Annotated in this window: 22 protein-coding genes and 1 pseudogene; 20 read left to right on the plus strand and 3 right to left on the minus strand. The window is 40.6% G+C overall.

What is annotated here, in order from left to right; all coding sequences use genetic code 11:
• Window positions 1–25: 25 nt before the first annotated feature.
• The 9 genes from GJV03_RS13535 to GJV03_RS13575 are packed head-to-tail and all read left to right on the plus strand — an operon-like array spanning window position 26 to window position 8869.
• Window positions 26–625, plus strand: a complete 600-nt coding sequence (locus GJV03_RS13535; RefSeq protein WP_228722807.1) for an outer membrane lipoprotein carrier protein LolA — start codon at window positions 26–28, stop codon at window positions 623–625.
• Window positions 600–2930: a hypothetical protein gene (locus GJV03_RS13540; protein WP_171287890.1), complete on the plus strand. Its 2331-nt coding sequence runs from the start codon at window positions 600–602 to the stop codon at window positions 2928–2930. The genes GJV03_RS13535 and GJV03_RS13540 overlap by 26 nt, the downstream gene beginning before the upstream one ends.
• A gap of 9 nt (window positions 2931–2939) precedes the next feature.
• Window positions 2940–4244: an NAD(P)/FAD-dependent oxidoreductase gene (locus tag GJV03_RS13545; protein ID WP_056516350.1), complete on the plus strand. Its 1305-nt coding sequence runs from the start codon at window positions 2940–2942 to the stop codon at window positions 4242–4244.
• Window positions 4244–4840 carry a DUF3261 domain-containing protein gene (locus tag GJV03_RS13550; RefSeq protein ID WP_105713041.1) on the plus strand — a complete coding sequence of 199 codons (597 nt, stop codon included), beginning with the start codon at window positions 4244–4246 and terminating at the stop codon, window positions 4838–4840. The genes GJV03_RS13545 and GJV03_RS13550 overlap by 1 nt, the downstream gene beginning before the upstream one ends.
• Window positions 4824–6038, plus strand: coding sequence for a beta-ketoacyl-[acyl-carrier-protein] synthase family protein (locus GJV03_RS13555; RefSeq protein WP_151956572.1), 1215 nt, complete (start codon window positions 4824–4826; stop codon window positions 6036–6038). Before GJV03_RS13550 ends, GJV03_RS13555 begins: the two co-directional genes overlap by 17 nt.
• The gene (locus tag GJV03_RS13560) at window positions 6035–6460 is read left to right on the plus strand and encodes a 3-hydroxylacyl-ACP dehydratase (protein WP_151956571.1); all 426 of its coding nucleotides are present in this window, start codon (window positions 6035–6037) and stop codon (window positions 6458–6460) included. Before GJV03_RS13555 ends, GJV03_RS13560 begins: the two co-directional genes overlap by 4 nt.
• 13 nt (window positions 6461–6473) lie before the next feature.
• Window positions 6474–7199 carry a 3-ketoacyl-ACP reductase FabG2 gene (locus tag GJV03_RS13565; RefSeq protein ID WP_004722179.1) on the plus strand — a complete coding sequence of 242 codons (726 nt, stop codon included), beginning with the start codon at window positions 6474–6476 and terminating at the stop codon, window positions 7197–7199.
• On the plus strand, window positions 7199–8419 hold the full coding sequence (locus tag GJV03_RS13570) for a beta-ketoacyl-ACP synthase (RefSeq protein ID WP_105713038.1): 1221 nt from the start codon (window positions 7199–7201) through the stop codon (window positions 8417–8419). The genes GJV03_RS13565 and GJV03_RS13570 overlap by 1 nt, the downstream gene beginning before the upstream one ends.
• 15 nt (window positions 8420–8434) lie before the next feature.
• A complete protein-coding gene (locus GJV03_RS13575) occupies window positions 8435–8869 on the plus strand; it encodes an excinuclease (RefSeq protein WP_151956570.1) in 435 nt (144 codons plus the stop codon).
• Between the two features lie 179 nt (window positions 8870–9048).
• Here the strand turns inward: GJV03_RS13575 and GJV03_RS13580 are convergent, their stop codons facing one another.
• Both GJV03_RS13580 and GJV03_RS13585 read right to left on the minus strand, forming a co-directional pair.
• Window positions 9049–10041 (minus strand): ABC transporter substrate-binding protein, encoded by a 993-nt coding sequence (locus GJV03_RS13580; protein ID WP_151956569.1) that lies wholly within the window; start codon window positions 10039–10041, stop codon window positions 9049–9051.
• Between the two features lie 3 nt (window positions 10042–10044).
• On the minus strand, window positions 10045–10632 hold the full coding sequence (locus GJV03_RS13585) for an ANTAR domain-containing protein (protein ID WP_004722169.1): 588 nt from the start codon (window positions 10630–10632) through the stop codon (window positions 10045–10047).
• Between the two features lie 431 nt (window positions 10633–11063).
• On the opposite strand from GJV03_RS13585, the gene GJV03_RS13590 reads away from it, so the two are divergent.
• The 10 genes and pseudogenes from GJV03_RS13590 (at window position 11064) to GJV03_RS13635 (ending at window position 25351) form a co-directional block, all read left to right on the plus strand.
• Complete coding sequence (locus GJV03_RS13590; RefSeq protein ID WP_004722167.1) at window positions 11064–12440, plus strand: MFS transporter; 1377 nt, start codon at window positions 11064–11066, stop codon at window positions 12438–12440.
• A gap of 38 nt (window positions 12441–12478) precedes the next feature.
• Window positions 12479–15025 carry a nitrite reductase large subunit NirB gene (gene nirB, locus GJV03_RS13595; protein ID WP_154130292.1) on the plus strand — a complete coding sequence of 849 codons (2547 nt, stop codon included), beginning with the start codon at window positions 12479–12481 and terminating at the stop codon, window positions 15023–15025.
• 92 nt (window positions 15026–15117) lie between these two features.
• Complete coding sequence (gene nirD, locus GJV03_RS13600; protein WP_004722164.1) at window positions 15118–16743, plus strand: nitrite reductase small subunit NirD; 1626 nt, start codon at window positions 15118–15120, stop codon at window positions 16741–16743.
• A gap of 97 nt (window positions 16744–16840) precedes the next feature.
• On the plus strand, window positions 16841–19636 hold the full coding sequence (locus GJV03_RS13605; RefSeq protein ID WP_154130293.1) for a nitrate reductase: 2796 nt from the start codon (window positions 16841–16843) through the stop codon (window positions 19634–19636).
• A complete protein-coding gene (locus GJV03_RS13610) occupies window positions 19633–20268 on the plus strand; it encodes an NTP transferase domain-containing protein (protein ID WP_056516309.1) in 636 nt (211 codons plus the stop codon). Before GJV03_RS13605 ends, GJV03_RS13610 begins: the two co-directional genes overlap by 4 nt.
• 184 nt (window positions 20269–20452) lie before the next feature.
• Complete coding sequence (moaA, locus tag GJV03_RS13615; RefSeq protein ID WP_151956565.1) at window positions 20453–21562, plus strand: GTP 3',8-cyclase MoaA; 1110 nt, start codon at window positions 20453–20455, stop codon at window positions 21560–21562.
• Between the two features lie 79 nt (window positions 21563–21641).
• Entirely contained in the window at window positions 21642–21884 is a 243-nt protein-coding gene (locus tag GJV03_RS13620) for a MoaD/ThiS family protein (protein WP_166783592.1), read from the plus strand.
• Between the two features lies 1 nt (window position 21885).
• Window positions 21886–22338: pseudogene (locus tag GJV03_RS21755) on the plus strand (molybdenum cofactor biosynthesis protein MoaE); the annotation flags it as partial.
• A gap of 389 nt (window positions 22339–22727) precedes the next feature.
• A complete protein-coding gene (moaCB, locus tag GJV03_RS13630) occupies window positions 22728–23651 on the plus strand; it encodes a bifunctional molybdenum cofactor biosynthesis protein MoaC/MoaB (RefSeq protein WP_004819905.1) in 924 nt (307 codons plus the stop codon).
• A 641-nt stretch (window positions 23652–24292) separates the two neighbouring features.
• Window positions 24293–25351, plus strand: coding sequence for a carboxymuconolactone decarboxylase family protein (locus tag GJV03_RS13635; RefSeq protein WP_252720711.1), 1059 nt, complete (start codon window positions 24293–24295; stop codon window positions 25349–25351).
• 131 nt (window positions 25352–25482) lie between these two features.
• On the opposite strand, the gene pcaU is transcribed toward GJV03_RS13635, so the two are convergent.
• Complete coding sequence (gene pcaU / locus GJV03_RS13640; RefSeq protein ID WP_154130296.1) at window positions 25483–26307, minus strand: IclR family transcriptional regulator PcaU; 825 nt, start codon at window positions 26305–26307, stop codon at window positions 25483–25485.
• A 251-nt stretch (window positions 26308–26558) separates the two neighbouring features.
• Between pcaU and GJV03_RS13645 the strand changes: the two genes are divergently transcribed.
• Window positions 26559–26762 (plus strand): CoA-transferase (locus GJV03_RS13645; RefSeq protein WP_289845651.1); only part of this gene is annotated, 204 nt, incomplete at its 3' end.

Raw genomic sequence — 26762 nt, forward strand, 5'->3', positions numbered from 1 at the left:
AATCAAACTGATCATCACCAGTATGATGTTTATGGTTGTGACGGCACTTCCATTGGCAAGTTATGCGGAAAGTTCTAAAGTTGGGCAAATTTTTCAACAGCTTTCCCAAACACCTGTAGTTCGCGCCCATTTTGAGCAGCAAAAAAAGCTTACCTCGTTAAATAAAACTTTTAGCTCAAATGGGCAGGTTTTATTTTCCAAAAGCCAAGGGGTGATCTGGCAGATTCAAAAACCTGTTCAAGCAGATTTGATTGTTACCCCAAAGAAGTTGCTACAAAAAACCCAGCGAACAATGAGTCAACTTGAGATTGATAATAGTCAATATGGTTCAGTGGCGACTATGTTTTTACAGTTAATGGCAGGTAATGAAACTGCCTTAGCCAAAAATTTTAATGTGGTTGCAGCCAATTACACAACATCAGCTTGGGATGTCACATTGACCCCGAAAAGCGCGTTGTTTAAAAAATTGTTTGTCAAAGTGAATGCGCAAGGTGGACGTTATGTCAATCGTATTGTGATTACTGAACAAGCCAATAATATGACGATTATTAATTTTAGTCAGCAGACGGCTCAACCTCAAACTTTATCGGCGTCTGAGAATGCACTTTTCCAATTGGCAAAATAAACTCACTGCAATTTGGTTGATATTTTTAGTCATCATTGCGATCGGGCTGGGATTTACATGGATGCAAAAAGGCATTCACATCCAGACCAATATTTTTGCTTTACTGCCAAAAGTAAAGCAGGACAAACAGCTTGAGCAAACCGAACACTATGTCAGTGAGCAATTGAACAATAAAGTGTTCTTGGTGATTGATGCAAAATCATCTGAACAAATTGAGCAAGCAACACAGATATTAAGGGCTGGTGTCCAACAGTCGAATTTGTTTAAGCCATTAAAAGCGCAAGTTGATACTGAAGATTTTGCCAAGACTTTATATGCACATCATGCAGGCTTAATTAGTTCGCAAGATCAAGCAATCTTAAAACAACAAGATTATGCGGCACTGACTGAACAAAGTTTGATGCAAATCATGAGTCCGGGCATGCCAATCACTGAAAGCTTGCTTCAACAAGATCCATTGTTATTATTTCCACGTTATGCCATGGGGCTTGCAAGCCTGCAACAGCATTCAAATATCGAAATACAAGATGGTTTTGCCACAATTTCTGATGAGCAAGGCTATTCTCGACTATTTAATTTAGAACTTTTAAAAAGTCCTTATGATATTGAGTATCAAGAACAAACTGCCCAATGGATGACTAATGTTAATCAGCAATTGAGCAAGATCGGGGTGAAACCGCACTGGACTGGAACAATTGTTTTTTCGCATTTTGGTACCCAATCTGCAAAGAATGAAATTTCTACAATCGGCGTGGGTTCGAGTATCGGTGTCTTGCTTTTGGTCTGGTTTGGTTTCCGCTCTATTCGCCCGATGTTGACCGAGTTTATTGCAGTTGCCACAGGGTCAATGGTGGCTTTTGCGGTAACCCACTGGATATTTTCCGAAATACATCTGATGACTTTGGTTTTTGGTGCAAGTCTGATTGGGGTATGTGTCGATTTTTCCTTTTACTTTATGGCGATGCAATCACAGCAACGACATCTCAATGGATTTGCCGTATTAAAGCCGATTTTACCCAGTTTGTTGATCGGGCTTTCAACCACATTGCTGGCTTATTTATTTTTAAGTTTTACACCTTTTCCGGGCTTTAAGCAGATTGCCGTATTTTCAATGGTGGGCTTAACTGCTGCAGGGATCACCAGTCTATTATTACTACCGCGTTTACCTGCCTTAAATGCTGAACCAGCAATACGCAGATTAAGCTTTATTGGCACATGGCGTAATTATTTTTTAGCGCACGCAACAAAGCGTTATCTGTTGATTTTTGTGATCTTTGTGGTTTCAGGATCAAGTTTGCTGCTGATCAAAAGTAATGATGATGTGCGTAATTTGCAAAGCATGGATCAACATTTAAAGCAGGAAGATCAATATATCCGTTCGCGTTTTGGGCAAGCGCAGGGCAGTGATTATTTTGCAATTTATGCAAATTCAGCAAAGGATCTTGCAAGGCAAGAACAACACTTAATCCATGCGCTTTCTCAGTTAAAACAACAGGGCAAAATTGACGGGTTTCAAGCAATCGGGCAAACGATTCCTTCGCTGGAACAGCAACAGCAGAATGTTGAAGCGCTACAGAAAATTCCAAAATCAGTACTGGTGGAATATGCAAGCGCGATGCAACTTGATCCGAAAGATGTCCTGAGTTGGCAAGCAAGATTGTCTCAACAAACATTGCTAAATTTAGATCAGTTTGCTGCCCACCCTTTGGCATTTTTACAGGTTAATCCGCAGCAAAGATTGATTTTGATTCAAGGCATAAAAGATGTAACAGCCGTAGAGGCTTTGCAAGATCAGCAGAATAAGCTGGTTCGTCCTGTACATAATTTATCGAGCTTATTTCAAGACCATCGTATCCAAGCTGAATATCTTTTTGTCTATGCATTAATTGCCTTAGCGATCGGTTTAATGCTGATCTATGGGATTAAATCGGTGTTCGCTTTGATGGTGCCTGTGACTTTGGCGTTGATGAGCACTTTTGCATTACAGGCATGGATGGGCGTTGAGATTAATCTATTTAGTGTAATGGGGGTTTTTCTCATCTTAGGGATTGGTGTGGATTACGCCATTTTCTACCGTCAAGGGCACGATCATCCGCATGTGGTCGGGATGGCATTATTTCTCTGTATGATGTCGACGTTGTTGGGATTCGGTTTATTGGCGTTAAGCCATACCTATGCAATACATTGTTTTGGGTTAACGGTCCTTTTTGGGGTAATTTTTTCGTTTATCTATGCCACGCTGTTTACGCCGGCAGACTCAAAATTAAATCAAAATCAATTAATCAGTCAAAGAACTGAACATTAAGGTGAATACATGAAGGGTTTAGATTTACAACAAACAGATGTGGTGATCATCGGGGCAGGACCATCGGGAAGTTCCGCAGCAGCACTGCTTCGACACAAAGGTTATCAAGTGGTGATCATTGAAAAGCAGCATTTTCCTCGCTTTTCGATCGGTGAATCACTTTTGCCACAATGTATGGTGTTTTTAGAAGAGGCGGGCTTATTAGAAACAGTACGTGAACATGTTGAAGAATATGCATTTCAATTTAAAAATGGGGCAGCATTTTTACGTGGTCATCAACGCAGCTACTACGATTTTACTCAAAAATTTAGTGAAGGTCCTGGAACGACATGGCAGATTAGACGTGCCAATTTCGACCATCTTTTAGCACAGCAAGCTGAACAATATGGGGCTGAAATTCGTTTTGGACATGAGGTTGTTGCAGTTGATGTAGAGCTTGATCATCCTGTATTAACGGTTAAAGATGAGCAGGAAAATATCTATCAAATTCAGGCTAAATTTTTACTGGATGCCAGTGGATTCGGTCGTATTTTGCCGAAACTTCTAGATCTGGAAAGCCCTTCAAATTTCCCAGTACGCCGTGCGGTGTTTAGTCATATTGAAGATGGGATCTTGGATGATCCTGAATTCGACCGAAATAAAATCCTGATTACGGTACATGAAAAAGATCATCGTGGATGGTATTGGTTAATTCCGTTTGCGGATGGTCGCTGTTCATTTGGGATTGTTGCTGAACAGGATTTCTTTGATCATTATGGTTATATCTCTGATGAGCCTGAAGCATTATTGGCTTTATTTAAAGATATTCTTGCAGATGAACCGAGTTTGTCGCATGTTCTGCGTAATATGAAGTTTGATACGCCAATCCGTACTTTGGTGGGCTATTCAGCAAATGTTAAAACCTTAGCACAGCGCAATTTTGCTTTGCTGGGCAATGCGGGTGAATTTTTAGATCCTGTATTTTCATCTGGGGTGACCATTGCACTCAAGTCTTCAAGTTTGGCGGTACCTTTAGTCGATCAAGTCTTACAAGGTGGGCAAGTGGACTGGATGCAAGAATATGAAAAACCTTTGCGTAAAGGAATCAAAGTATTTCGCGCGTATGTAGAAGCATGGTACGACGGTGAGTTTCAAGATGTGGTATTTTCAAAAAATCAAAATGAAAAAATCCGTCGTATGATTGCGTCATTATTGGCGGGTTATGCTTGGGATGAAACTAATCCAATCTATCGCAATGCACGACAACGCTTAAATACCTTGGCTGAGTATTGTCGTCAGGATCTGGAACAGAGCAAAATACTTGAGAGCGAATAATGCAAATTTGGTTAAAAGCAATGAGCATCAGTCTGTTGTTAGTGCTTGGTGCCTGTCAAAATATGTATCCACAGCCACAAGGTCTGGTTCCTGTGGTTTGGTCTGCTGATCCAGCCTTGGCGCATTATCAGCGTCAAGATCAAGTTGAAGTCGTCTGGAAAAATCAAAGTTTTAGCTTTTTACTCTACCAAGAACAACAGGCAAAAAACTTGCAAATGTTTGCATTAAGCTTAACTGGACAGCAACTGTTTAGACTGGATTTCGATGGTCAAAAAGTGCAGGTGCATGAAAGGATAAAACCGATGCGTTTGTTACCCTTTGATTTTGTGGTTCGAGATATTCTGTTTGCAACTTATCCTGATTTTGCAAAAAATCATTTAGAAAATGTTAAAGTGAAACAGGGCGTTGATCAGACTGAAATTGAGATCGATCAAAAAAATGTTTTAACGATAAAAACGCGTGCTGATCATATTGAGTTGGATAATCTGCAAGTTCCTTATCAAATGATCTTTAGTCCTGTGGAAAATACTTTGAAAGACAATTCATTAGAGCAAAGTGAAGTGGAAGATCTGCAAAAAAATGACAAAAAAGATTGATTTAAATTATCCCGCTGTAGGCATTCATTGTTCAGCCAGTTTATCTGCTTTAGGTGATCATCCTGAACAGGTCAAGGCACAATTGACCTCATTGGAAAACAGTTTAACACTGAATAAATCTTTGATTTTTGATCAGCCTGTATGGGTGGGTGCTTATGCACATCCGTTATGTAGCGATATTCCAGTTGCGCTGCAAAACTATGACTCGCGTAATTTTCGTTTTGCCTTAACTGCGCTTGCACAATGTGAATCTCAGTTACGTGACTATGTGGCTAAGTTTGATAAAAAGCGGCTTGCAATCATTGTTGGGACCTCAACGTCAGGTATTTCGGACAATGAACCCTTATTAAAAGCCTACTTTCAAGGCCAAACTGAGACCGTGATTCAACAGCAAAAACAGGAAATGGGTAATCTCGCCAAAGCTTTGCAAATCTATTTGGGCTGGGATGGTCTTGCGTATACGATTTCTACGGCCTGTTCTTCAAGTGCCAAAGCTTTTGCCAGTGGGCAACGTTTGCTTAATGCAGACCTTGCCGATGCTGTATTGGTGGGTGGCGTAGATACCCTCGCTAAACTGACCTTAAATGGTTTTAATAGCTTGGAAAATTTGAGTGCAGGTATCTGTAGCCCATGTGGATATCAGCGTGATGGGATCAATATTGGTGAGGCCGCAAGCTTGTTTTTACTCAGTAAAGAACGAGCACCGGTCATGTTGATTTCTGCGGGGGAGTCTATGGACGCATGGCATATTTCTGCACCGCATCCAGAAGGCAAAGGTGCTGCAACTGCAATGCAAAAAGCACTGGATCAGGCACAGTTAAAAGCTTCAGATATTCAATACCTTAATTTGCATGGCACCGCAACCACGCACAATGATGATATGGAAATTAAAGCAGTTCGACAGGTCTTTCAGGACTATGCTGTTCCATTAAGTAGCACTAAGCATAAAACCGGACATTGCTTGGGTGCTGCGGGTGCATTGGAAGCCTATATTTGTACGCAAGTGCTTAAAGATCAAAACTGGTTACCCCTTCATCAAAATGGCATGATTGACCCTGAATTGGATGATCAGCATTACGTTGAACAGGATGATTTAACTCAAACTGCTCAATCTGATCCTGTGCGTTTTGTGATGAGTAATTCATTTGCCTTTGGCGGTAGTAATGTCAGCCTTATTTTTGGAACTGAAATCAGATGAGTTTAGATGCTATTCAATTTATTCCGCATGAAAAACCGATGGTTTTTGTTGATCAACTGCTTGAGTTAGGTGAGAATTTTGCACTTGCCAACCTAACCATTACACCTGAATTGATGTTTAGTGATGAACATGGTTTGCCGACTTGGAGTACTATTGAACTCATGGCACAAACGATTAGTGCCTTTGCTGGAGCAAAAGGACAAAAAATGGGGCAAACGCCACAAATTGGTTATTTGCTCGGAACACGCAAATTAAATTTACCTTTGGCTTATTTTGAATTTGGTAAAACATTGACCATTCGAGCTGAACAACAATATTTACATGAAGGCTTGGCACAATTCTCTTGTGAAATAAGCTATGAAGAACATAAAATTAGCGCAATTTTAAGTGTTTATGAACCACCTGTGAAAGCTGAGCAATAAGTAGGAATTAAGTGTGTCGAGAAGAATATTAGTGACGGGATCTAGTCGAGGAATTGGCAAAGCAATTGCTTTAGCTTTAGCAAAATCTGGATTTGATGTGGTGGTGCATGCACGTTCTAGACGTGCTGATGCTGAGCAAGTGGTCGCTGAAATCCAAGCTTTGGGGCAAAACAGTTATGCGCTACTTTTTGATGTCACACAACGTGAAAACACCCGACAGATACTGGAACAAGATATCGAGCTTTATGGTGCATTTTATGGTGTGGTGCTAAATGCAGGTTTAACCCATGATGGCGCATTTCCAGCTTTAACCGACAATGACTGGGATGAAGTAATTTCAACCTCATTGGATGGTTTTTATAATGTATTAAAACCTTTAGTGATGCCGATGATTCGCCTAAAACAAGGCGGGCGTATTGTGACGCTTTCTTCTGTTTCTGGCATTATGGGGAATCGTGGTCAAGTCAATTATAGTGCGGCAAAAGCGGGATTGATTGGTGCGACCAAAGCTTTGGCTTTAGAACTGGCAAAAAGAAAAATTACGGTGAATTGCGTTGCACCGGGATTGATTGAAACGGAAATGGTCACAGAAGAAGTAAAAGAACATGCTTTAAAAATGATTCCATTACAACGTATGGGACAGGTCGATGAAGTGGCGCATACGGTGAACTTTCTCTGTTCTGATCACGCAAGCTATATTACTCGGCAAGTGATTTCGGTGAATGGGGGACTGATTTAATGAAACGTGTTGTTGTGACGGGAATGTCGGGAATCACTTCACTGGGTGAAACGGCAGATGAAGTTTTTGCCCAATTCCAAGCGTCAAAAAATGGCATTCGTGTGATGCCTGATTGGGATATTTATACCGATCTACGTTGCAAAATTGCAGGCCCAGTAGCGCACTTTGAGATCCCTAAACATTTTAATCGTAAAGTGACACGAGGTATGGGACGAGTTGCATTGATGTCGGTGATTTGTGCTGAAAAAGCATTGGCAGATGCAGGCTTGATCGATCATCCTATTTTGAAAAGTGGCGATGCTGGGGTTGCTTTTGGCTCCTCTGCGGGGAGTGTCGATGCAGTCAAAGAGTTTGGGAAAATGCTCATAGACAACGACATGAGTCAGTTAAACGCGACCACGTATATCCGAATGATGTCACATACCAGCGCTGTGAATATGACGGTTTATTTTGGTTTAAAAGGTTTAACCTTACCCACATCAAGTGCCTGTACTTCAGGTTCAATGGCCATCGGACAGGCATTTGAAGCGATTAAATTAGGTAAACAAAAGCTGATGCTTGCGGGTGGTGCTGAGGAACTCAGCGCGACAGGTTCAGCAGTATTTGATGTGTTGTTAGCCACCAGTGGGATGAACGATACACCTGAAAAAACACCACGTCCATTTGATAAAAATCGTGATGGTTTGGTAATTGGTGAAGGTGCTGGCTGTTTAGTGCTAGAAGAATATGAACATGCACTGGCACGTGGTGCAACAATCTATGCAGAAGTCATCGGTTATGCCAGCAATACGGATGGTGAGCATGTCACTCGTCCAAATTCAGAAATGATGGAAAGATGTATGCGCATGGCACTTAAAGATGCCGCAATTTCTGCGCAAGAGATTGATTATATTAACGCACATGGGACTTCGACAGATCAAGGCGATGTTGCAGAAACTCAAGCCACTGCACGTATATTTGGTAAAAAACCGATCAGCTCATTAAAAAGTTATTTTGGACATACTCTTGGTGCATGTGGTGCAATCGAAGCTTGGCTGAGTATAGAAATGCTGCAACGCCAACAGTTTATCCATACTTTAAATTTGGATGAAATTGACCCATTATGTGGTGATTTGGATTATATCGTGCGAGAGCCACGAGATATGAATGCAAAAACCATCATGACCAATAATTTTGCATTCGGAGGGATCAACACCTCCATTATTTTAAAACATACTTAAAAGAGGAAAAAAACGATGTCATTTAAACACTTGGTTGTTGTTTCAACTTTATGCTTTGCTGGAATCGCCTCTGCACAAGCTGCGGACACTGTCCATAATCTCAATTTTAAAGAAGCTGTAGATCGAGCTGTGGCTGATGGATTTTTAGATGGATCGGTAAAATTTTATCTTGCTGGAACTAAATCTGGCGGTCAAGTTTTAGAAAAAGCGGTTGTTAGCAATAAAAAAACCAATGGTTTTGGAAAGTCTGCGGAAAAGGCTTGTGATCATGTATTACGTTCAGCATTAATCCAATTGCAAAGCGCAGCAAAAGATAAAGGTGCTAATGCAGTGACCAATATTGTGAGCTATTTCAAAGCAAATGAATCAAAAAACACCACCACATATCAATGTTATAAAGGTACAGCACTTGCGAGTGTGGCTTTAAAAGGCGATATCGTTAAATTCTAAGCTGTAAACATGTGCCAATGTCTAGTAATCTTTTAGAATAAGATATGGATATTGGCTCATACTTTTGAATCTATTCTAAAAATAATAGTTTACGATTAAAAAATTCATTCGTTTGATACTCAATTAACAAACCGATTAAATAAATATTGATTTTAGTTAAGTTTATTTAAATCACCAGCCTATTCATTTAAATGTCCCGTACATTGTGTCGAAATATTTTTGATTTGTGCCGTATCCAGTTCTAAGTTATCCCATTTACACATTTGTTGAATAATCCATTCAAAATCATCTGATTTAGGTCGGTCCTGTGTACCAAAAGAGCGAATAATATTTTGTATTTTATGAAACGCATAGGTATGCACCAAATGTGAACAGTTGAAGCGGATAATCTCGCTGTCTTCCAACATGTGCCATATGGGTTGTAGTGATTGCAAGGTGCTTAAATCATGCTGTGCTTGCTGAATCGCCGTCTGCAATGCATTTAAGGTATTCGGATGTTTGTTTGCCCATTCATGGGTGGTCGCCAAAACTTTATCCGCGACTTCAGGAATAATCTGTTTACTCTCGGCAATCACATAACTATAACCTTCAATCTGCGCTTGGATATTCCAAGGTTCACCGACGCAGAATCCATCAATGAGTTGTGATGAAATCGCATCCACCATATAGGAAGGGGGCAGTGTGGATGGTTGATATTTTTTGGCTAGCTCTTGATCTGCCAAAGCCAACCATTCTCTTAAACAATAATGGTGGATGGACTGTTTAAACACATGGGCCAGTTGTATTTTATCGCCTTGTTTTAAGGCTTGAACCACTTTTGCTGCTGACTCTTGAGCGCTATCTTGCATGTGAATTTTTAATTCATAACACAATTTTTGGCTCAAGCTGATAAATGCACGATTGGTACTCAACACCAATGAGGTTTGTAAGGGAATACCCAGTTGATCATTGCCTGTTGCAGCAGCAGGAAGCATGGCAGAAAGACAATGTGCGGCATCTAAAATACCAAAAGCTAAACGGTCACGTAAACTGGCCCATGAAGGTTCTTTCACCAACGTAACATTGAGGCCTTGCTCGGTAAAATAGCCTTGATGTTGTGCCCAAAGTATCGCAGTGCAATCCAGCAAAGGAATATAGCCTAATTGAATGTCCGTGGTTTCAAGTGTGTTCATTGTTTATTCCTTGAAATTAGCTTGTAGCAAGGCTTGAGCATCGATTAACTTTCTTGCCATTTCCCCCATGGTGATACGGTGACTCATGGCATTTTTTCGTAACAAACTGAAGGCTTGTTCTTCTTCAATTTGATGCATCTGCATCAGCATCACTTTGGCTTTTTCAATATCTTTTCGGTCTGCTAGTTTGCATTTGGTTTCATTGAGATCTTTCAAGAGTTTTTTATGTTTTTTAAATTGCTCAATCGAAATTTCTAAAATACTTTCCAGTTTTTCAGGATCAATACCATCGACAATATAGGCAGTTACACCTGCTTCAATGGCACTTTTGATGGTGTCTTTTTGCGAGTTTTTAGTGAAAAGCACAGTGGGCAAATCAAACTGACTTACGCAGCTTTCAATAATATCTCGATGTGGATGGTCCATATCCAGCAAAATCACATCGGCATGTAAGTGTTGAAGATCTGTACTGTTTAAATGGTCAATCATCAGGCATGCGACCACCTCGAAACCATGTTCGATCAAAGATGATTTGATAAAAGATGCCCGCTCTATATCATCATCGATCAGGGCAATTCTTAATTTTGGCATGTCGCTACTCAGATTTGTCCTGACATGAACTTTCAGCATATAAGCAATTTAGATGCCAATATCTCGGATTAAATTTGCTGTTTAAAATCATAGTCGCAGGATGTTAAAGAAAAGTGATGCACTTTATTGACGCAATTTGCCTCCTAAACATGCAGTTTTATGATTTACATTTTATCCACACAGACAGAAAACATGATGGTTGATTGCGCTATTTATGCACGACCATTAAATCATAAGTACTGAGTATTCAAGCAAAATAAAAAAATATATAGCCAAAATATAAAACTGGCATGAACTATGCATTGGTTTAATCCAAGTCAAAGAAGACTTTCAAAATTTGTAAGACGGCCAACGACGTCCGTTCTGATCGTTACTGATATGCCTCGTGCATAACAGCAACTTATATGCGTTCAGTTCAGGAGATCGAAGCTATGTCTTCAAATTTAGATGCGAAAAAAGCGACAAAAATTCATCTTTTCAATTTTAGCAGCGCAGCAATGCGAGCCTTCCATATGAGTTGGCTCGCCTTTTTTGTCTGTTTCTTTGCATGGTTTGCCTGTGCGCCGTTAATGCCTGTTATTGCAGGTGAATTCCATCTGACTAAAGATCAAATTGCCAATATCAATATTGCCGCGGTTGCCATCACGATTTTAGTACGTCTGATTGTCGGTCCCTTATGCGATAAATACGGTCCTCGTAAAACCTATACCGCATTACTGATTATCGGCAGTATCCCTGTATTTGGTGTGGCATCTGCCAATAGTTATGAATCCTTTTTATTTTTCCGTCTATTGATTGGTGCAATTGGTGCCAGCTTTGTCATCACGCAATATCACACCAGTATTATGTTTGCGCCAAATGTGGTGGGAACTGCAAATGCAACCACCGCAGGTTGGGGCAATGCGGGTGGTGGAGCAACTCAAGCCTTGATGCCATTGATGCTTGCTGCATTGGTGATGTTTGGTGTTGAACAAGCCATGGGATGGAGAATTGCGCTGATTGTACCTGGTGTGATGATGTTAATCGTCGGTGCAATGTATTGGAAGTTTACTCAAGATTGCCCACAAGGTGATTTTAAAGAACTTCGTGCGCAAGGTCTGCATGTAGGCAGTGATAAAAAAGGTGGTATGGCGATTTTAATACATGCTGCAAAAAACTACCGTGTCTGGATTCTATTTGGTGCTTATGCTGCTTGTTTTGGTATCGAAATTTTTATTCACAACATTGTCGCAATGTACTATGTGGATCATTTCAAATTTGGTTTAAAAGAAGCGGGTATGGCCGCAGGGATTTTTGGTTTACTGGCACTGTTTGCCCGTGCACTTGGCGGTATTGTTTCAGACAAGGTGGCGACTAAAAAAGGTCTCGATGGTCGTACTAAAGTATTGTTTGCCATGATCCTGTTAGAAGGCGTATTTCTGATTGTCTTTTCTCAAATGAATACTGCAATTCTGGCGATTTTGGTCATGACAGTATTTGCTTTATTTACCCATATGGCTTGCGGTGCGACCTATGCACTGGTTCCATTTATTGATCGCGATGCTTTGGGTGGTGTGGCTGGCATTATCGGTGCAGGCGGTAATGTCGGTGCTGTTGCTGCTGGTTTCTTATTAAAAGGCATGTTGGATATTCAAACGACGCTGATGGTTTTAGGTGGTCTGGTGGTGATTGCTGCAAGTTGTGTATTGATGATCCGTTTTTCGGTTGAACATAAAGAGAAAGAGCAAAAGTTATTTGAAGCTGCGGTACTTGAGCGAAATAGCATGGAACAAAATGCTGTAAGTCTTAAACAAAACAGTGCGACTTAATTGAATAACAAGAGCAAAAACAATCGAGGAGAATCGATATGAAATTAGTGATGATTGGTCATGGAATGGTTGGGCACAAATTTATTGAATCTGTGCTGGAACATGCAGGTGATGAAGTTGAAATCACGATTTTGGCAGAAGAACCCCGTTTAGCTTATGACCGTGTACATTTGACTGAATATTTTACAGGGAAGTCTGCAAAAGATTTAACCCTCTGTCGTGCTGACTTTGCCGATGCTTATGGTATCGACCTGCGCTTAAACACCAAAGCTACTGATATAGATACCTGCAATAAATCCATCACCACCAATCATGGCGATGTGATTAGCTATGACAAATTGGTGCTTGCGACGGGTTCCTATGCTTTTGTTCCACCAATTTCAGGTCACGACCGTAACAACTGTTTTGTTTACCGTACCATTGATGACTTGGATGCGATTCGGGCAGCGAGTTTATCGGCAAAATCGGGTGTGGTCATTGGCGGTGGTTTGTTGGGTTTGGAAGCTGCCAAAGCGCTTCGTGATTTAGACTTGGAAACCCATGTTGTTGAATTTGCACCTCGTTTAATGGCAGTACAAATTGATGATTTGGGTGGAAAAGTTTTACGCGCCAAGATTGAAAATTTAGGCGTGAAAGTCCATACCCAAAAGGCCACTTCATCTATAGAAGAGGGTGTGAATAGCACCCATGTGATGAAGTTTGCAGATGGTTCAGAACTTGCAACAGATATTATTCTATTTTCAGCAGGGATTCGCCCACGTGATGAATTGGCGCGCCAAAGTGGTTTAGCTTTAGGTGAGCGTGGTGGTATCGTGATCAACGATTACTGCCAAACCTCAGATGCAGACATTTATGCAATTGGTGAATGTGCATTATGGAACAATAAAATTTATGGTTTAGTGGCGCCCGGTTATGACATGGCACGGATTGCGGCAAAACATGTGATGCAACAAAGTTGCCCTACATTTGTTGGCGCAGACATGAGCACCAAGCTAAAACTGATGGGTGTCGATGTGGCATCGGTAGGCGATGCGCATGCCATGACTGCAAATGCATTGAGCTATTTCTATGCCGATGAAGATGCAATGGTCTATAAAAAGATCGTGGTCAATGCAGAGAAAACCCAATTACTAGGTGCGGTACTGGTCGGTTGCGCCAAAGAATATAACGACTTATTGCAAATGATGCTCAATGGATTGGCTGTACCTGAAAATCCAGAAAGTTTAATCATGCCGGGCTATGCACAATCTTCAGCAAAAGCGGGAGGTAGTGGTGTAGATTTATTGCCAGACAGTGCCACGATTTGTTCATGTAATAACGTTTCTAAAGCAGATATTTGTAGTGCAATTGCAGAGGGTTCGACCTCATTAGGTGCGTTAAAAAAATGTACCAAAGCCGCAACCGCATGTGGTGGATGTGCACCCTTAGTGACCCAAGTTTTAAAATCTGAATTACAACGCCAAGGGGTAACGGTCAATAATCATCTTTGTGAACACTTTGCTTACTCACGCCAAGAGTTGTATCACTTGGTACGGGTCAATGAAATTAAAAGCTTTGATGATTTGATTCAACAACATGGGCATGGTTTAGGTTGTGATATTTGCAAACCTACAGTGGCCAATATCTTGGCATCTTGCTGGAATGACTTTGTTCTCACCTCAAATCATGCTGGGTTGCAAGACAGTAATGACTACTATCTAGGCAATATTCAAAAAGATGGTTCTTATTCTGTTGTACCACGTATGGCAGGCGGTGAAGTGACGCCAGATGGTTTGATTGCAGTCGGTCAGATTGCCAAAGAATATGGTTTATATACCAAGCTAACCGGTGGGCAACGGGTAGACTTATTTGGAGCACAAGTCCATCAATTGCCAGAAATTTGGGAAAAGCTGATCAATGCTGGTTTTGAGTCTGGTCATGCCTATGGCAAGTCATTACGTACCGTTAAATCTTGTGTTGGGAGCACATGGTGTCGTTATGGTGTCGATGATTCGGTCGGTTTAGCCATCTTCCTTGAAAATCGCTACAAAGGTTTGCGTTCCCCACATAAATTAAAAATGGCAGTTTCGGGCTGTACCCGTGAGTGTGCCGAAGCACAAAGCAAAGATGTTGGGGTGATAGCCACTGAAAAAGGCTGGAACTTATATGTTTGTGGCAATGGGGGAATGAAACCTCGCCATGCAGAACTTTTAGCTTCTGACCTAGATACGCAAACTTTAATTCAATATATCGACCGCTTTTTTATGTTCTATATCCAAACAGCGGATCGTTTACAACGGACTTCAGTATGGCGTGACAATATGGAAGGTGGTTTGGATTATCTTAAAGATGTTGTTGTGCATGATTCCTTAGGGGTTGCTGCTGAACTTGAACGTCGAATGAGCCATGTGGTAGGCACTTATCAAGACGAATGGCGCACTGCGGTGGAAGATCCTGAAGTACGTAAACGTTTTGTGACCTTTATTAATGCCAAAGCTGAGCAACAGCAAGATCCACATATTCAGTTTGCCAAAGTCCGTGGGCAAATTCGCCCAAAAACTGAATCAGAACGTGATCAGAGCCGTATTCCTGTAGTTGAAGCATAAGCATATGAACACTTGCTTTATTGGCCTTATTCCACAGTTTAAAAACAAGTCTCGTGGAAGATCTGATCAACGTTGTTAAAAGGATAAATACAATGACCATTTTAAAAGATATGAATGAACTCGATTGGCTGGATATTTGTGCATTGCAAGACATTACGCCCAATACAGGTGTAGGCGCATTACTGGGACAACAACAAGTGGCTATTTTTCGGGTAGGCAGTGAAAAGCGTGTATATGCGCTGAGCAACCAAGACCCATTTAGCAAAGCCTTTGTCATGTCACGTGGAATTATTGGTGATTTACAAGGTGAACGTGTAGTTGCATCACCGATTTATAAGCAACATTTTAGTTTAGCAACAGGCCGTTGTTTAGAAGACAAAGATCAAAAACTATTGGTTTTTCCAAGCAAAATTGAAAATGGCCGTGTCTGGGTCAGTCCAACGCCACAAAAAACTTATATCACCAATAATGGTACGGCTCAGGAAAAAATCAATTTAGTTCTGGTGGGGAACGGATTGGCAGGGATGCGTTGCTTGGAAGATTTGCTTGATATGGCACCTGATCGTTATGAGGTGACGGTGATTGGTGAGGAGCCTTGGGGTAACTATAACCGGATTATGCTGTCGCCTGTCTTATCAGGGGATAAAACCATTGACGACATTATGCTACATCCCCATTCATGGTATGCCGATAAAAATATTCGTTTTATTGCGGGTGATGCTGCGGTACGTATTGACCGTCCCCGTAAGCAAGTCTATACCGAAAAAGGTCTAGTGGTGAGCTATGACCGTTTGATTTTAGCAACGGGTTCAAAACCATTTATTCCACCAGTCAAAGGCTCAGATTTGGATGGCGTGTTGAGCTTTCGTGATATTTATGATGTCAATAATATGCTCGACTACTGCAAATCTAAAAACAATGCCGTGGTGATTGGTGGTGGTCTATTGGGGCTAGAAGCCGCATATGGTTTAAAGCAACGTGGTATGAATGTGACGGTTTTGCATTTGATGGATCGCATTATGGATCGCCAACTTGATGCTAAAGCCAGTCAAATGTTGAAAACAGCAATTGAGCAAAAGGGCATTCCGATCATCACAGAAGCCAATACAGAAGAATTACTCGGTGAAAATGGTCATGTTACCCAGGTTCGGTTAAAAGATGGCACCCTTTTAGATGCAGATCTGGTGGTTTTTGCCGTGGGTATTCGCCCAAATATGGCTTTGGCACAAAGTGCGGGTTTACGCTGTAATCGCGGTGTGTTGGTCAATGACACCATGCAAACCTATGATCCAAGTATTTATGCAGTGGGTGAATGTATTGAGCATCGTAACCAAACTTTTGGTTTGGTCGAACCTTTATGGGGTCAAGCCTTTATTTGTGCATCACATTTGGCCGAACACGGCAGTTTGACCTTTAAAGCACCGACTGTTCCAACCCAGTTAAAAGTCAGTGGTTGTGATGTTTTTTCAGCAGGCCGCATTGATTTAGAAAACAGTCAACCTCTAGAAGATTTCGAAGACATTATTCTGAATGATGAAAAACGTCAAATCTACAAACGCATTATTATTCAAAAGGATAAAGTCGTTGGTGCGGTACTGTTTGGTGATACAGAGGATGGCACTTGGTACGCTGAGTTGATTGCTGATCAAACCCCAATTTCTTCGATTCGCAATAAATTGTTATTTGGTCGGGATTTTGCATTAAAAAAAGCAGGCTGATTTATATCGCTTAACCCCCTTCATCTTAACAGGAGGGGGCGATTAAAAATGAAAGCCATATTCAAGTGAATGTATAGCATTGAGGAGCACAGCAGCAATGAATAGTATCCCTGTAATGGAACTGCCTAGCTCCACAGAACATAAGATCACAAGCACACAAACCACTTGTCCTTACTGTGGTGTAGGCTGTGGTGTCACAGCAACAGTGCAAGACACCACGCTAGGACCAAAAGTGTCTGTGGTTGGCGATGTCAATCATCCCTCGAATTACGGAAAACTGTGTATTAAAGGCAGTAATTTAGCCGATACGCTGGGATTGGGCACACGTGTTTTACATCCGATGCTTGGGCGTCATCCCCATCAGCAAGTCACAGATTGGGATAGCGCAACAGATTTAATTGCCACTAAATTCCAACACTATATCGAGCAATATGGTCGTGACAGTGTCGCATTTTATGTTTCGGGTCAGTTGTTGACGGAAGACTATTATGTGGTAAATAAATTCGTTAAAGGCTATTTGGGCACAGCCAATATCGATACCAATTCAAGATTGTGTATGTCTTCGGCGGTTGCCGCACATAAGCGTGCTTTTGGTGAGGATCTAGTACCTGCAAGTTATGATGATTTTGAACATACTGACATGGTGATTTTGGTCGGTTCAAATACAGCATGGTGTCATCCCGTGATGTATCAACGCATCATGAAAGCCAAAGAATTAAGACAACAAAAGCAAAGTGATTTATTTGTGGTGGTGATAGATCCACGCTTTACTGCCACATGTGAAGCAGCTGATTTACATTTGCCTATTCTGATTGGTCAAGATGTTTGCTTGTTTAATGGGCTATTACAATATTTATATCAACAGGGTTATGCGGATAGCGCATTTGTTGAGGCACATACCCAAGGGCTAGATACGGCACTAAAAAGTTCGCAAGCTGAAACAGATATCCAAGATGTTGCAGTGAAAACAGGAATTTCGCTAGAAAAACTCCAGCTCTTTTTTGAAAAGTTTGCCCAAACTGAAAAAGTCATGACCCTATTTTCAATGGGGGTAAACCAGTCTTCACGTGGTGTGGACAAAGCCAATAGCATCATTAATTGTCATTTGTTGACGGGTAAAATTGGAAAGTTGGGCGCAGCACCGTTCTCAATGACAGGACAACCCAATGCAATGGGCGGGCGTGAAGTAGGTGGACTGGCCAATATGCTGGCAGCACACATGGACTTAGACAATCAACAACATCAACAGCTTGTGCAAAGTTTTTGGAACAGTCCAAGTATTGCCAAACAGGTTGGATTAAAAGCCGTTGATCTTTTTGAAGCAGTGGAAAGTGGCAAGATTAAAGCTATTTGGATTATGGCGACCAATCCGGTGGTCAGCCTACCCAATGCCGATCAGGTTAAACGTGCTTTGAACAGTTGTGAGTTTGTTGTGGTCTCTGATATTTGCAAAGATACCGACACCACTCAGTTTGCCGATGTGCTCTTACCTGCATTGGGATGGGGGGAAAAGGATGGTACGGTCACCAATTCAGAACGCCGTATTTCACGACAACGTGCTTTTTTAGACCCACCTGAGCAGGCCAAAGCGGATTGGTGGGCTGTGGCACAAGTGGCTAAAAAGCTTGGATTTACTGGCTTTGATTTTGCAAATAGCCACGAGATTTTTAAAGAACATGCACAGTTATCTTCGTATCAAAACGCAGAGATTAATACGCGATCAAATACACAAAGCTTTCGTTATTTCAATTTACAAGGTTTAACTGATCTTTCATTGGATGAATATGATCAATTGGCGCCCATTCAATGGCCAGTGATCATGCGCAATCAGGCTGAGCATGCATTCGCACAATTGTTTTCACAGGGGCAGTTTAGCCATGCAGATGGCAAAGCTAAATTTATTGCCACGATGGCGATAGATCCAGTCCATCAAAGCAATACTGAATATCCTTTAATTCTCAATACAGGGCGGATTCGAGATCAGTGGCACACCATGACCCGTACAGGTTTATCTGCCAATTTAAGCACCCATAAAGCAGAACCCTTTTGTGAAATTCACCCCAATGATGCATTGAAATATGGCTTGAAAGAAGGCGAATTGGTCGAAATCAAATCGGCTTGGGGCAATTGTGTCTTGCGTGCTGTACTCAGTGACAATATCCGCCGTGGACAAATTTTCGCCCCGATTCATTGGAATGATCAATTTGCTTCGGATGCCCGTATTGGCAAAGTGGTCAATCCAGTGGTAGATGCAATTTCAGGCGAGCCAGAATTCAAACATACCCCTGTGATGATTCAGCCATTTTATACTCAGTGGCAAGGGGTATTTTATGTCCGCGAAGGGTATGAACACATTGTTAAAAATAGCATCGAAAATACGGTGTGGTGGACAAAAATTCAGACCGCCAAAGCAGTACGCTATGAATTGGCGGATCGTCGTCGTTTTACCCAAACTACCCAACATCTCAAACAACTCTTACCCTTTGAAGATGAGAGTTTTGAGTGGTTGAACTTGGAAGATCAAACTGCACACATCAGCCATAGTGTGGTGTTAAAAGAAGGTCGCCTTATTGCAAGTTTATATATTGCACCCAAAGCCTTGTTGCCTGATCGTGATTGGGTTGCCAGTTTATTTAAACGTGATCGTTTAAGTGCGATGCATCGTAAAGCGTTACTTGCTGGACAAGCCATGTCGATGGGCAATAGTGAAGGGCCATTGGTATGTAGTTGCTTTAAGGTAGGCAAAAATCGAATTATTCAAACCATTAAAGAAAACAATATCAATCATGAAAAACAAGTGACTGCATGTCTAAAAGCAGGCGGTAATTGTGGTTCATGTCTACCTGAAATTCGCGGATTGATTAAAGCCTGTCAAGCGGAGCTTACACAATGAAAAGAATTATAAAACCCAAGAAAGCCAAGCAATATCCACAAACTGATCTTGTCATTCTTGCGGGTGGTCAGGCAAGGCGTATGAATGGAATCAATAAACTATTACAGAAGTTCGATGATCAAATTCAATTGATCAAGATCCACCAACAACTAAAAAATCGAGTCGCGCAGGTCTGGGTCAATAGCCACCGTGATTATTCAATTTATCAAAAACTTATTCCTAGTTTGTATTGCTATCAGGATGATGAAAAAGGCTTTTATGGTCCGCTGATGGGAATAAAAAGTGCCTGGTCTTATGTGACATCTGACTATGTACTTTTTGTGCCCTGTGATGTGACATTTATTCCGCCTGAGGTTATTGAAAGCTTACATATGGCTTTAGCGGGTCATCCCTTAGCACAAGTGGCTTATGTCAATATCAATGGCAAAGCCTTATATCCATTTTGTTTGTTAAAGCGCAGTGCTTTAAATCAAATCTGCACTCATCTTGAACAAGGACAACGCAGTTTAAAGGCATGTTTTTCTGATTTGCACGCTCAGGAAGCGTTATTTGAAAATCATGCACTGTTTTTTCACAGCATCAATTCTTTGGATGAATTACAGCAATATCAACAGCTCAAGTTTTTACATTGATTGGCTTGGTTTGGACTCGTTTTTTGCAAATCTCTATTTTTGAGAGAATTCGAGCAGGTTTTAGCTTAAACACATTGGTGAATGATCAAAGTTGGAACACTTTTTGCAATTTCAAGATCAATAAAATAGCGCAGATTTTAAGTTTTAAACAATCTTGAATTTAAATCGTGCTTGGGATGTGTAAATGAATGCAATGACACAATACGAAGTGGGAACGGCTTTTGTCGATCAATATGGTCGTAGCAAGCGTAAACTCCGAATTTCAGTGACAGATCGCTGTAATTTTAAGTGTGTCTATTGTATGCCCGAACATCCTGAATGGATGAAAAAACACGATTTACTCAGTTTTGAAGAACTTTATGTGTTTTGTGAGTTTATGGTGCGACATGGCATTGAACAGATTCGGATCACTGGTGGTGAGCCGTTAATGCGTCAAGGTGTGGTGCACTTTATTGATGAGCTACAAAAATTAAGAAAGCTGGGGCTCAAACGTATTTCAATGACCAGCAATGCACACTATCTTAAACAATACGCAAGCCAGTTAAAACAAGCGGGTTTAGATGACTTGAATATCAGTCTGGATAGTCTAGATCCAGCACAATTTAAGGCACTGACTCAAAAAGAACTACATCCCGTGTTAGAGGGCATTGTCGCAGCACAACAAGCAGGCTTTAAGATCAAGATCAATGCTGTATTGATCAAAGGCATCAATGATGATCAGATTTTGCCCTTAGCACACTGGTCGATTCAACACCATTTTACCGTGCGATTTATTGAATTTATGCCTTTGGATGGTGCTGGTCTTTGGTCGCAAACTAATATTGTCAGTGAGCAAGAAATTTTAGCTCAATTACAGCAGGACTTTGTTGTCACTTTACAGCAAGGACAGTCTTCCGAGCCTGCACGGCAGTATTTTATTGATGGTTATCCGATTGGCATCATTTCGACCATTACCAATTCATTTTGTGGCACATGTGACCGTGTGCGTTTAACCGCACAAGGTGATTTTTATAATTGTCTATTTGCGCCAAAGGGGATCAGCCTAAAAGCACAAATTAAGGCACTGAATCAAGATTCACCTGTTTTAGAGCCTCTCCGATTAGCGCAAACCAGTTCACCAAATGCAGCTGTATATTCGCCAATAACATTAGATTCGCCACAGCATAGGCAATTACAAGATACTTTGTCTGATTATATTTGGCAGAAAAAACAAGGCTTTGATGAGATTTATCAACAGCCAAAATCAAAACATTCATCATCTCGAAAAATCAGTATGTATATGATTGGAGGTTAATATGTCAGATCAATTTACTATTCCAAATACACCAGACTCGGCAAACATTGCCAATCAATTCAAAGATATCCAGCAGCACATGACCGTAAAAATTGAATGCTTTGGTGCAATTGAACGTTTACTGCCGACTGATTTAACTCTGCAATGTGAGTCTGAAATGAGGATTTCGGATGTTTTGGATTATGTGGTACGCGCTTATCCACATGCAGGAAACATGCTTGAGCGTTGTGCATGTGCAATAGGCGAAGAGATTATCCCACGTCAGACCTTATTAACAGCGGACAGTACTGTGGTTTTACTGTCACCTGTTGCGGGAGGTTGATATGCATACATTTGAACAGACGCTTAAACAATTCAACAGAATTCAGGATACAGCCTTAACTCAAGACAGTTTTGACCCGATTCAAGACTTTCCTGAATGCGGTGGCATTGGCATCTTTATTGGAACAGTACGTAATCATCATGAAGGCAAAGCGGTCAAAGCACTGAAATATACCGCCTATGCGCCTGTTTCAGAAAAAATGATTCGCCAAATTGAGCAAGAGATTCAACAAAAATTTGCAGTGGCTTATGTACGGGTTATTCATCGTATTGGTGCTTTAAACATCGGTGAAAAAGCCATTATTGCGATTGCTTATGCAGCGCATCGCCGTGAAGCATTTGCAGCCTGTGAAGAAGCAGTAGAACGGGTAAAACATGAGGTTCCCGTATGGAAAGAAGAATTTTATCTGGATGGCAGTAGCCAGTATGTTGCGGGTTGTTGTATTCGAAAAGATGATGTGGAACAAGATCATTCAGTACAAAAAGATTCATTTCACCACCATGACTGTGAGCATGATCATGGCGCTTCTGATGACCATTTATCTCAGCACAATCAACCTCAGCATCATCATTCTCAAGCGCAGCAATCAGCGCATCGACATTCTGAGCACAATCATTCTTTTGCACATCATTCCAAATCTACACATTTAGGGCACACGTATTCAGAATACAGTAGTCAACAAAAGAATCATGAAGCTGAACAGCAAGTGTTGTTAAGCAAACAGTGTGAACAGACAATTTATCAATGGCATATGTAAAAACATATCGAGCAAACTTCACAAAGTGTGTTCTTCACAAAGTATGTTTTGTCATGTAAAAAATACCGCCATATCAGGAACAGGCAATGAAAAATGTAGGGATGAAAGCAGATAGCTATCGGACAGCAGTAGCAACAGGAATTTTATATGCGCCTGCACATTGCATAGAACTGTTACGCACAGGAAATACTGAAAAGGGTGATGCACTAAAAACGGCACGTATTGCTGGAATCTTGGCAGCAAAACGCACAGATGAACTGATTCCTTTGTGTCACCCTTTACCGATATATCGTGCAGATGTCGAATATGAATTACATGAACAACATGTTGAAATTATTGCAACGGTTGAAACCATTGGTCCTACGGGCGTAGAAATGGAAGCGCTTACCGCAGTCAGTTTAGCAGGCTTAACTCTATATGATATGCTTAAACCACACTGCGAACCTGAAGACTTATGCCTTGACCAATGTAAATTACAACTGAAAAAAGGCGGTAAATCGCATTTTACCCGAACGCTCAAACAGACTTTATCTGCATCAGTGATTGTTTTATCAGATACCGTTGCTTCAGGAAAAAAACCTGATACAGCAGGGCAAAATGTTTTAGAAATTCTTGAACAAGCCAATTTTAGTCAAGTGAACTATCAAGTGATTGCTGACTCTCCAGAACAGTTGTTGGCGTTAATTGAACAACAAAAAAATCATTATCCGCTGATTTTGACGGTTGGTGGAACAGGACTAGGCCCAAAAGACTTAACGGTGGAGACCATTCAACCTTTACTCCAACGCGAAATCCCCGGCTTAATGGAAGCTTCGCGTAGTTTTGGTCAGAGACGTACCCCTTATGCGGCACTTAGTCGAGGCATTGCAGGCTATATTGACACGAGTTTGGTGATTACTTTGCCGGGCAGTCGCCAAGGCGCTAAAGAGTCATTGATTGCGATTCTACCAGCCTTGGTCCATCTGTTTGATGTGCAAAAAAACATTCCACATGTTGGCGGCTATCAATAAATCAGGTTGTGATCGTTTATGATTGAGGGGTAGACAAAGGTTTGATCTCAGTTGATCAAGCCTTGCAGTGACTAATTCACACTCAAAATCTAGGTGCTGAAACTATTCCATTCACCTTAGTACTCTATACACAGGTAATGTATATGGATCATGGAAGCATCCTTGAAACTCCCTCGAATTTGTTATTTCGACATTGAAAACACTTTCAGCCATAAATCACTTTTGTCATTATGAACACTGTCTAGTGTGATTAAATTTTTAATTATTCTACATAATAAAAAATTATTAAACTTGGATTTGGATAAAAGAAATTATATATTTTTCATTAAAAGCATGTGATTACATGAAGTGAATCAAAAAAAATATCCATATTTTATAAACATAGATTAGGCTATTGAGTAGTAATTATAAATATTACATTGATGCATGTGATACTATCCAAGCTCGGCTGATTATAACAATGATGTAACGACAACAGCTTATCCACATTTAACTTTGAATGAAATTGTCCAATATTTAGTGATTTGGTCGATATTGGGCAAGAACAACAATAGATCCATACAAAACGATGATGAGCAATCATTTTATTCTCAGAGGGACTATCGCTTCATTATTTTAAACCATATTAAAAAGAGGAAAAAATGATGTTATTCAAACGATTCACTATTGTTTTAACTTTTTTATATTTTGGAACAATCGTATCTGCACAGGCTGTAGCTGCTGTTCATCCTATCGATTCTAAAGTAGCTGTTGAACAAGCTGTTATTGATGGGCTCTTGGCTGAGTCGGCAAAATTTTATCTTGATGGGACTAAATCAGGTGATCAAATTTTAGGAGTAGAGCGTGTGAGCAATCAAAAAACCAATAATTCTGCAAAGCCTACTGAAGATGAAATACAGCTAAACAGATATAAACGAGGTTGGGACAAACTCAAAGAAATTGATGGAGAAGCAGGCGAAAAAGTTATTAATAGCCTAAAAGATATTTCGCCTGATTTAGGAATATATATCATCGAATATGCTTTCGGCGATGTCTATTCAAGAGATGGGCTTGACTTGAAATCCAAAGAAATTGCGGTTGTGTCCGCATTGACAGCCATGGGAAATGCGCAACCACAGTTAAAAGTTCATATAAACGGGGCATTAAATACTGGGAGTTCGATTAACGAAGTCAAAGAAGTGATTTTACAAATGTCTGTTTATTCAGGTTTTCCAAGTAGCATCAATGCAATGAATGCTTTAAAAGAAGTTTTGCTAGAAAGAGAAAAACACGGCATTAACGATGAAATCGGAAAAACAGCAAGCAAAGCCAAGCCAACCAATCGATTAAAATTAGGTGAACAAGAATTATCTAACTTGGACAGTCTTCAAGTTGAACGATTAAAAGCTGCTTATAATACTTTTTCACCTGAATTGGTAAAATTCACGCTTGAATATGGTTATGCTGATATTTTTTCAAGAGATAGTTTAAGCAAAAAGTACAGACAAATCGCCACGATTTCTGCATTAACTGCGTTGGGGACAGCGCAACCACAACTGAAATTTCATATTAATGCGGGTCTAAACATAGGACTGACCGAAACTGAAATAAAAGAAATCATGCTTTTGATGACCATCTATTCAGGTTTCCCATCAGCCATAAATGGAACTCACGCACTCAAAGAAGTATTAGCAGAGCGTATGAAAAATCAAAACAATTAAACCCATAAGTATTTATGATATTTTCAAGTTGCATTGATGCCGATGAATTGACCTATTAAAATGCACGGCCGTTATAGATGGATCAGGGAAGCGTCACTGAAACTCCTTCGAATTTGTTATCTCAATAGCCATTAAATCACTTGGCGTAAATCCCGCGCTGTTTCTTGCAGTAAGGGTAAAATATGCGTAATTAAATAATCTTTGGTTGTACGTATGGTAGGAGAGACAATATTGAGTGCGGCAACAACAACCGCATTCGAGTCATAAATTGGAACGGCTACAGCATGCACCCCCAATTCATGTTCTTCACAGGAATAACACCAGTCCTGTTCTTTAATCTCATGCAGTAATTCTATAAAGGCTTCACTGTCAGTATAGGTATATTTAGTAAGACGCTTTAATGGATACTGGGTCAGCCACTGTTTTTGTTCTTCGACATTTAAATGCGCCAACAAAATTTTCCCCGCAGAGGTTGCATGTGCTGGCAGGCGATTACCTAAATGTAAGCCATATGGATTAACACGGTCTGTTTGTTGGTGTGCAGCACTACGTGCAATGGTAATCGCTTCATAACCATCTAGCACCATGACGGAATAAATCAGTGAGGTTTGATTGGTCAATAAATTTAATAAGGGTTGGCAAATTTTAGGTAAAGGGGAGCCATCTAAATAAGCACCAGAGAATTTAAGGATTTTCGGGGTTAAATAATAGTAATGTCCATCAAAGTCTAAATAGCCTAAGTATTCTAATGTGAGTAACTGGCGACGCGCTGCTGCACGGGTCATTCCGGTTTTTTCTGCCGCAGTGCTGATATTCAAGCGGTGTCGTTCAGGCCCAAAACATTCCAAAATTGCCAAACCTTTTGCAATCCCTGCAATAAAATCTTCATGGCGAATGATCTTTTTATTTTCAGCATGATGGATTAATCGGGTGGTTTTGTTGTGTTCATTATCCATAACGCAGATCCTTATTTTAAAGCCAATTGCATTAAAATTATACTCAATCAAAATCAGACTGTTTTAGTGGGATAATGTTCGATCATCGAACATAAAAAATGATGATCGAACAAATTCTGTCTTTAAGCCTAGAAGTAAATATAAAATTTATCAAGAATAAAGATAAGAAATCCGAACAAAACACTCAACTTATGTTTCATCGGTTTCTAGGATGAAACAAATGAGTGATTCATAGTACAGGAAGTAGTCAGATGATTGATAAAAACGCCACCTCATTGACCGAGGTTCTGTCACAAATCAAAGATGGTGCAACCATTATGATTGGTGGCTTTGGAACAGCAGGACAACCCGCAGAGCTGATCGATGGGCTGATTGAACTTGGCGTTAAAGATCTGGTGATTGTCAATAACAATGCAGGCAATGGCGATTATGGTCTGGCTAAACTGCTCAAATCA

Source organism: Acinetobacter sp. RIT698 (genome assembly GCF_009668065.1).
GTDB lineage: Bacteria > Pseudomonadota > Gammaproteobacteria > Pseudomonadales > Moraxellaceae > Acinetobacter > Acinetobacter guillouiae.

Excerpts from the sequence above, each read along its gene's own strand:
- GJV03_RS13550 (WP_105713041.1), top strand. The coding sequence starts at position 4,244 with ATGCAAATTTGGTTAAAAGCAATGAGCATCAGTCTGTTGTTAGTGCTT.
- GJV03_RS13620 (WP_166783592.1), top strand. The coding sequence starts at position 21,642 with ATGACCGTAAAAATTGAATGCTTTGGTGCAATTGAACGTTTACTGCCG.
- GJV03_RS13585 (WP_004722169.1), bottom strand. The coding sequence starts at position 10,632 with ATGCCAAAATTAAGAATTGCCCTGATCGATGATGATATAGAGCGGGCA.
- nirD (WP_004722164.1), top strand. The coding sequence starts at position 15,118 with ATGACCATTTTAAAAGATATGAATGAACTCGATTGGCTGGATATTTGT.
- pcaU (WP_154130296.1), bottom strand. The coding sequence starts at position 26,307 with ATGGATAATGAACACAACAAAACCACCCGATTAATCCATCATGCTGAA.
- nirB (WP_154130292.1), top strand. The coding sequence starts at position 12,479 with ATGAAATTAGTGATGATTGGTCATGGAATGGTTGGGCACAAATTTATT.
- moaCB (WP_004819905.1), top strand. The coding sequence starts at position 22,728 with ATGAAAAATGTAGGGATGAAAGCAGATAGCTATCGGACAGCAGTAGCA.
- GJV03_RS13610 (WP_056516309.1), top strand. The coding sequence starts at position 19,633 with ATGAAAAGAATTATAAAACCCAAGAAAGCCAAGCAATATCCACAAACT.
- GJV03_RS13580 (WP_151956569.1), bottom strand. The coding sequence starts at position 10,041 with ATGAACACACTTGAAACCACGGACATTCAATTAGGCTATATTCCTTTG.
- GJV03_RS13555 (WP_151956572.1), top strand. The coding sequence starts at position 4,824 with ATGACAAAAAAGATTGATTTAAATTATCCCGCTGTAGGCATTCATTGT.
- moaA (WP_151956565.1), top strand. The coding sequence starts at position 20,453 with ATGAATGCAATGACACAATACGAAGTGGGAACGGCTTTTGTCGATCAA.
- GJV03_RS13575 (WP_151956570.1), top strand. The coding sequence starts at position 8,435 with ATGTCATTTAAACACTTGGTTGTTGTTTCAACTTTATGCTTTGCTGGA.
- GJV03_RS13590 (WP_004722167.1), top strand. The coding sequence starts at position 11,064 with ATGTCTTCAAATTTAGATGCGAAAAAAGCGACAAAAATTCATCTTTTC.
- GJV03_RS13570 (WP_105713038.1), top strand. The coding sequence starts at position 7,199 with ATGAAACGTGTTGTTGTGACGGGAATGTCGGGAATCACTTCACTGGGT.
- GJV03_RS13605 (WP_154130293.1), top strand. The coding sequence starts at position 16,841 with ATGAATAGTATCCCTGTAATGGAACTGCCTAGCTCCACAGAACATAAG.
- GJV03_RS13635 (WP_252720711.1), top strand. The coding sequence starts at position 24,293 with ATGATGTTATTCAAACGATTCACTATTGTTTTAACTTTTTTATATTTT.
- GJV03_RS13540 (WP_171287890.1), top strand. The coding sequence starts at position 600 with ATGCACTTTTCCAATTGGCAAAATAAACTCACTGCAATTTGGTTGATA.
- GJV03_RS13535 (WP_228722807.1), top strand. The coding sequence starts at position 26 with ATGTTTATGGTTGTGACGGCACTTCCATTGGCAAGTTATGCGGAAAGT.
- GJV03_RS13560 (WP_151956571.1), top strand. The coding sequence starts at position 6,035 with ATGAGTTTAGATGCTATTCAATTTATTCCGCATGAAAAACCGATGGTT.
- GJV03_RS13545 (WP_056516350.1), top strand. The coding sequence starts at position 2,940 with ATGAAGGGTTTAGATTTACAACAAACAGATGTGGTGATCATCGGGGCA.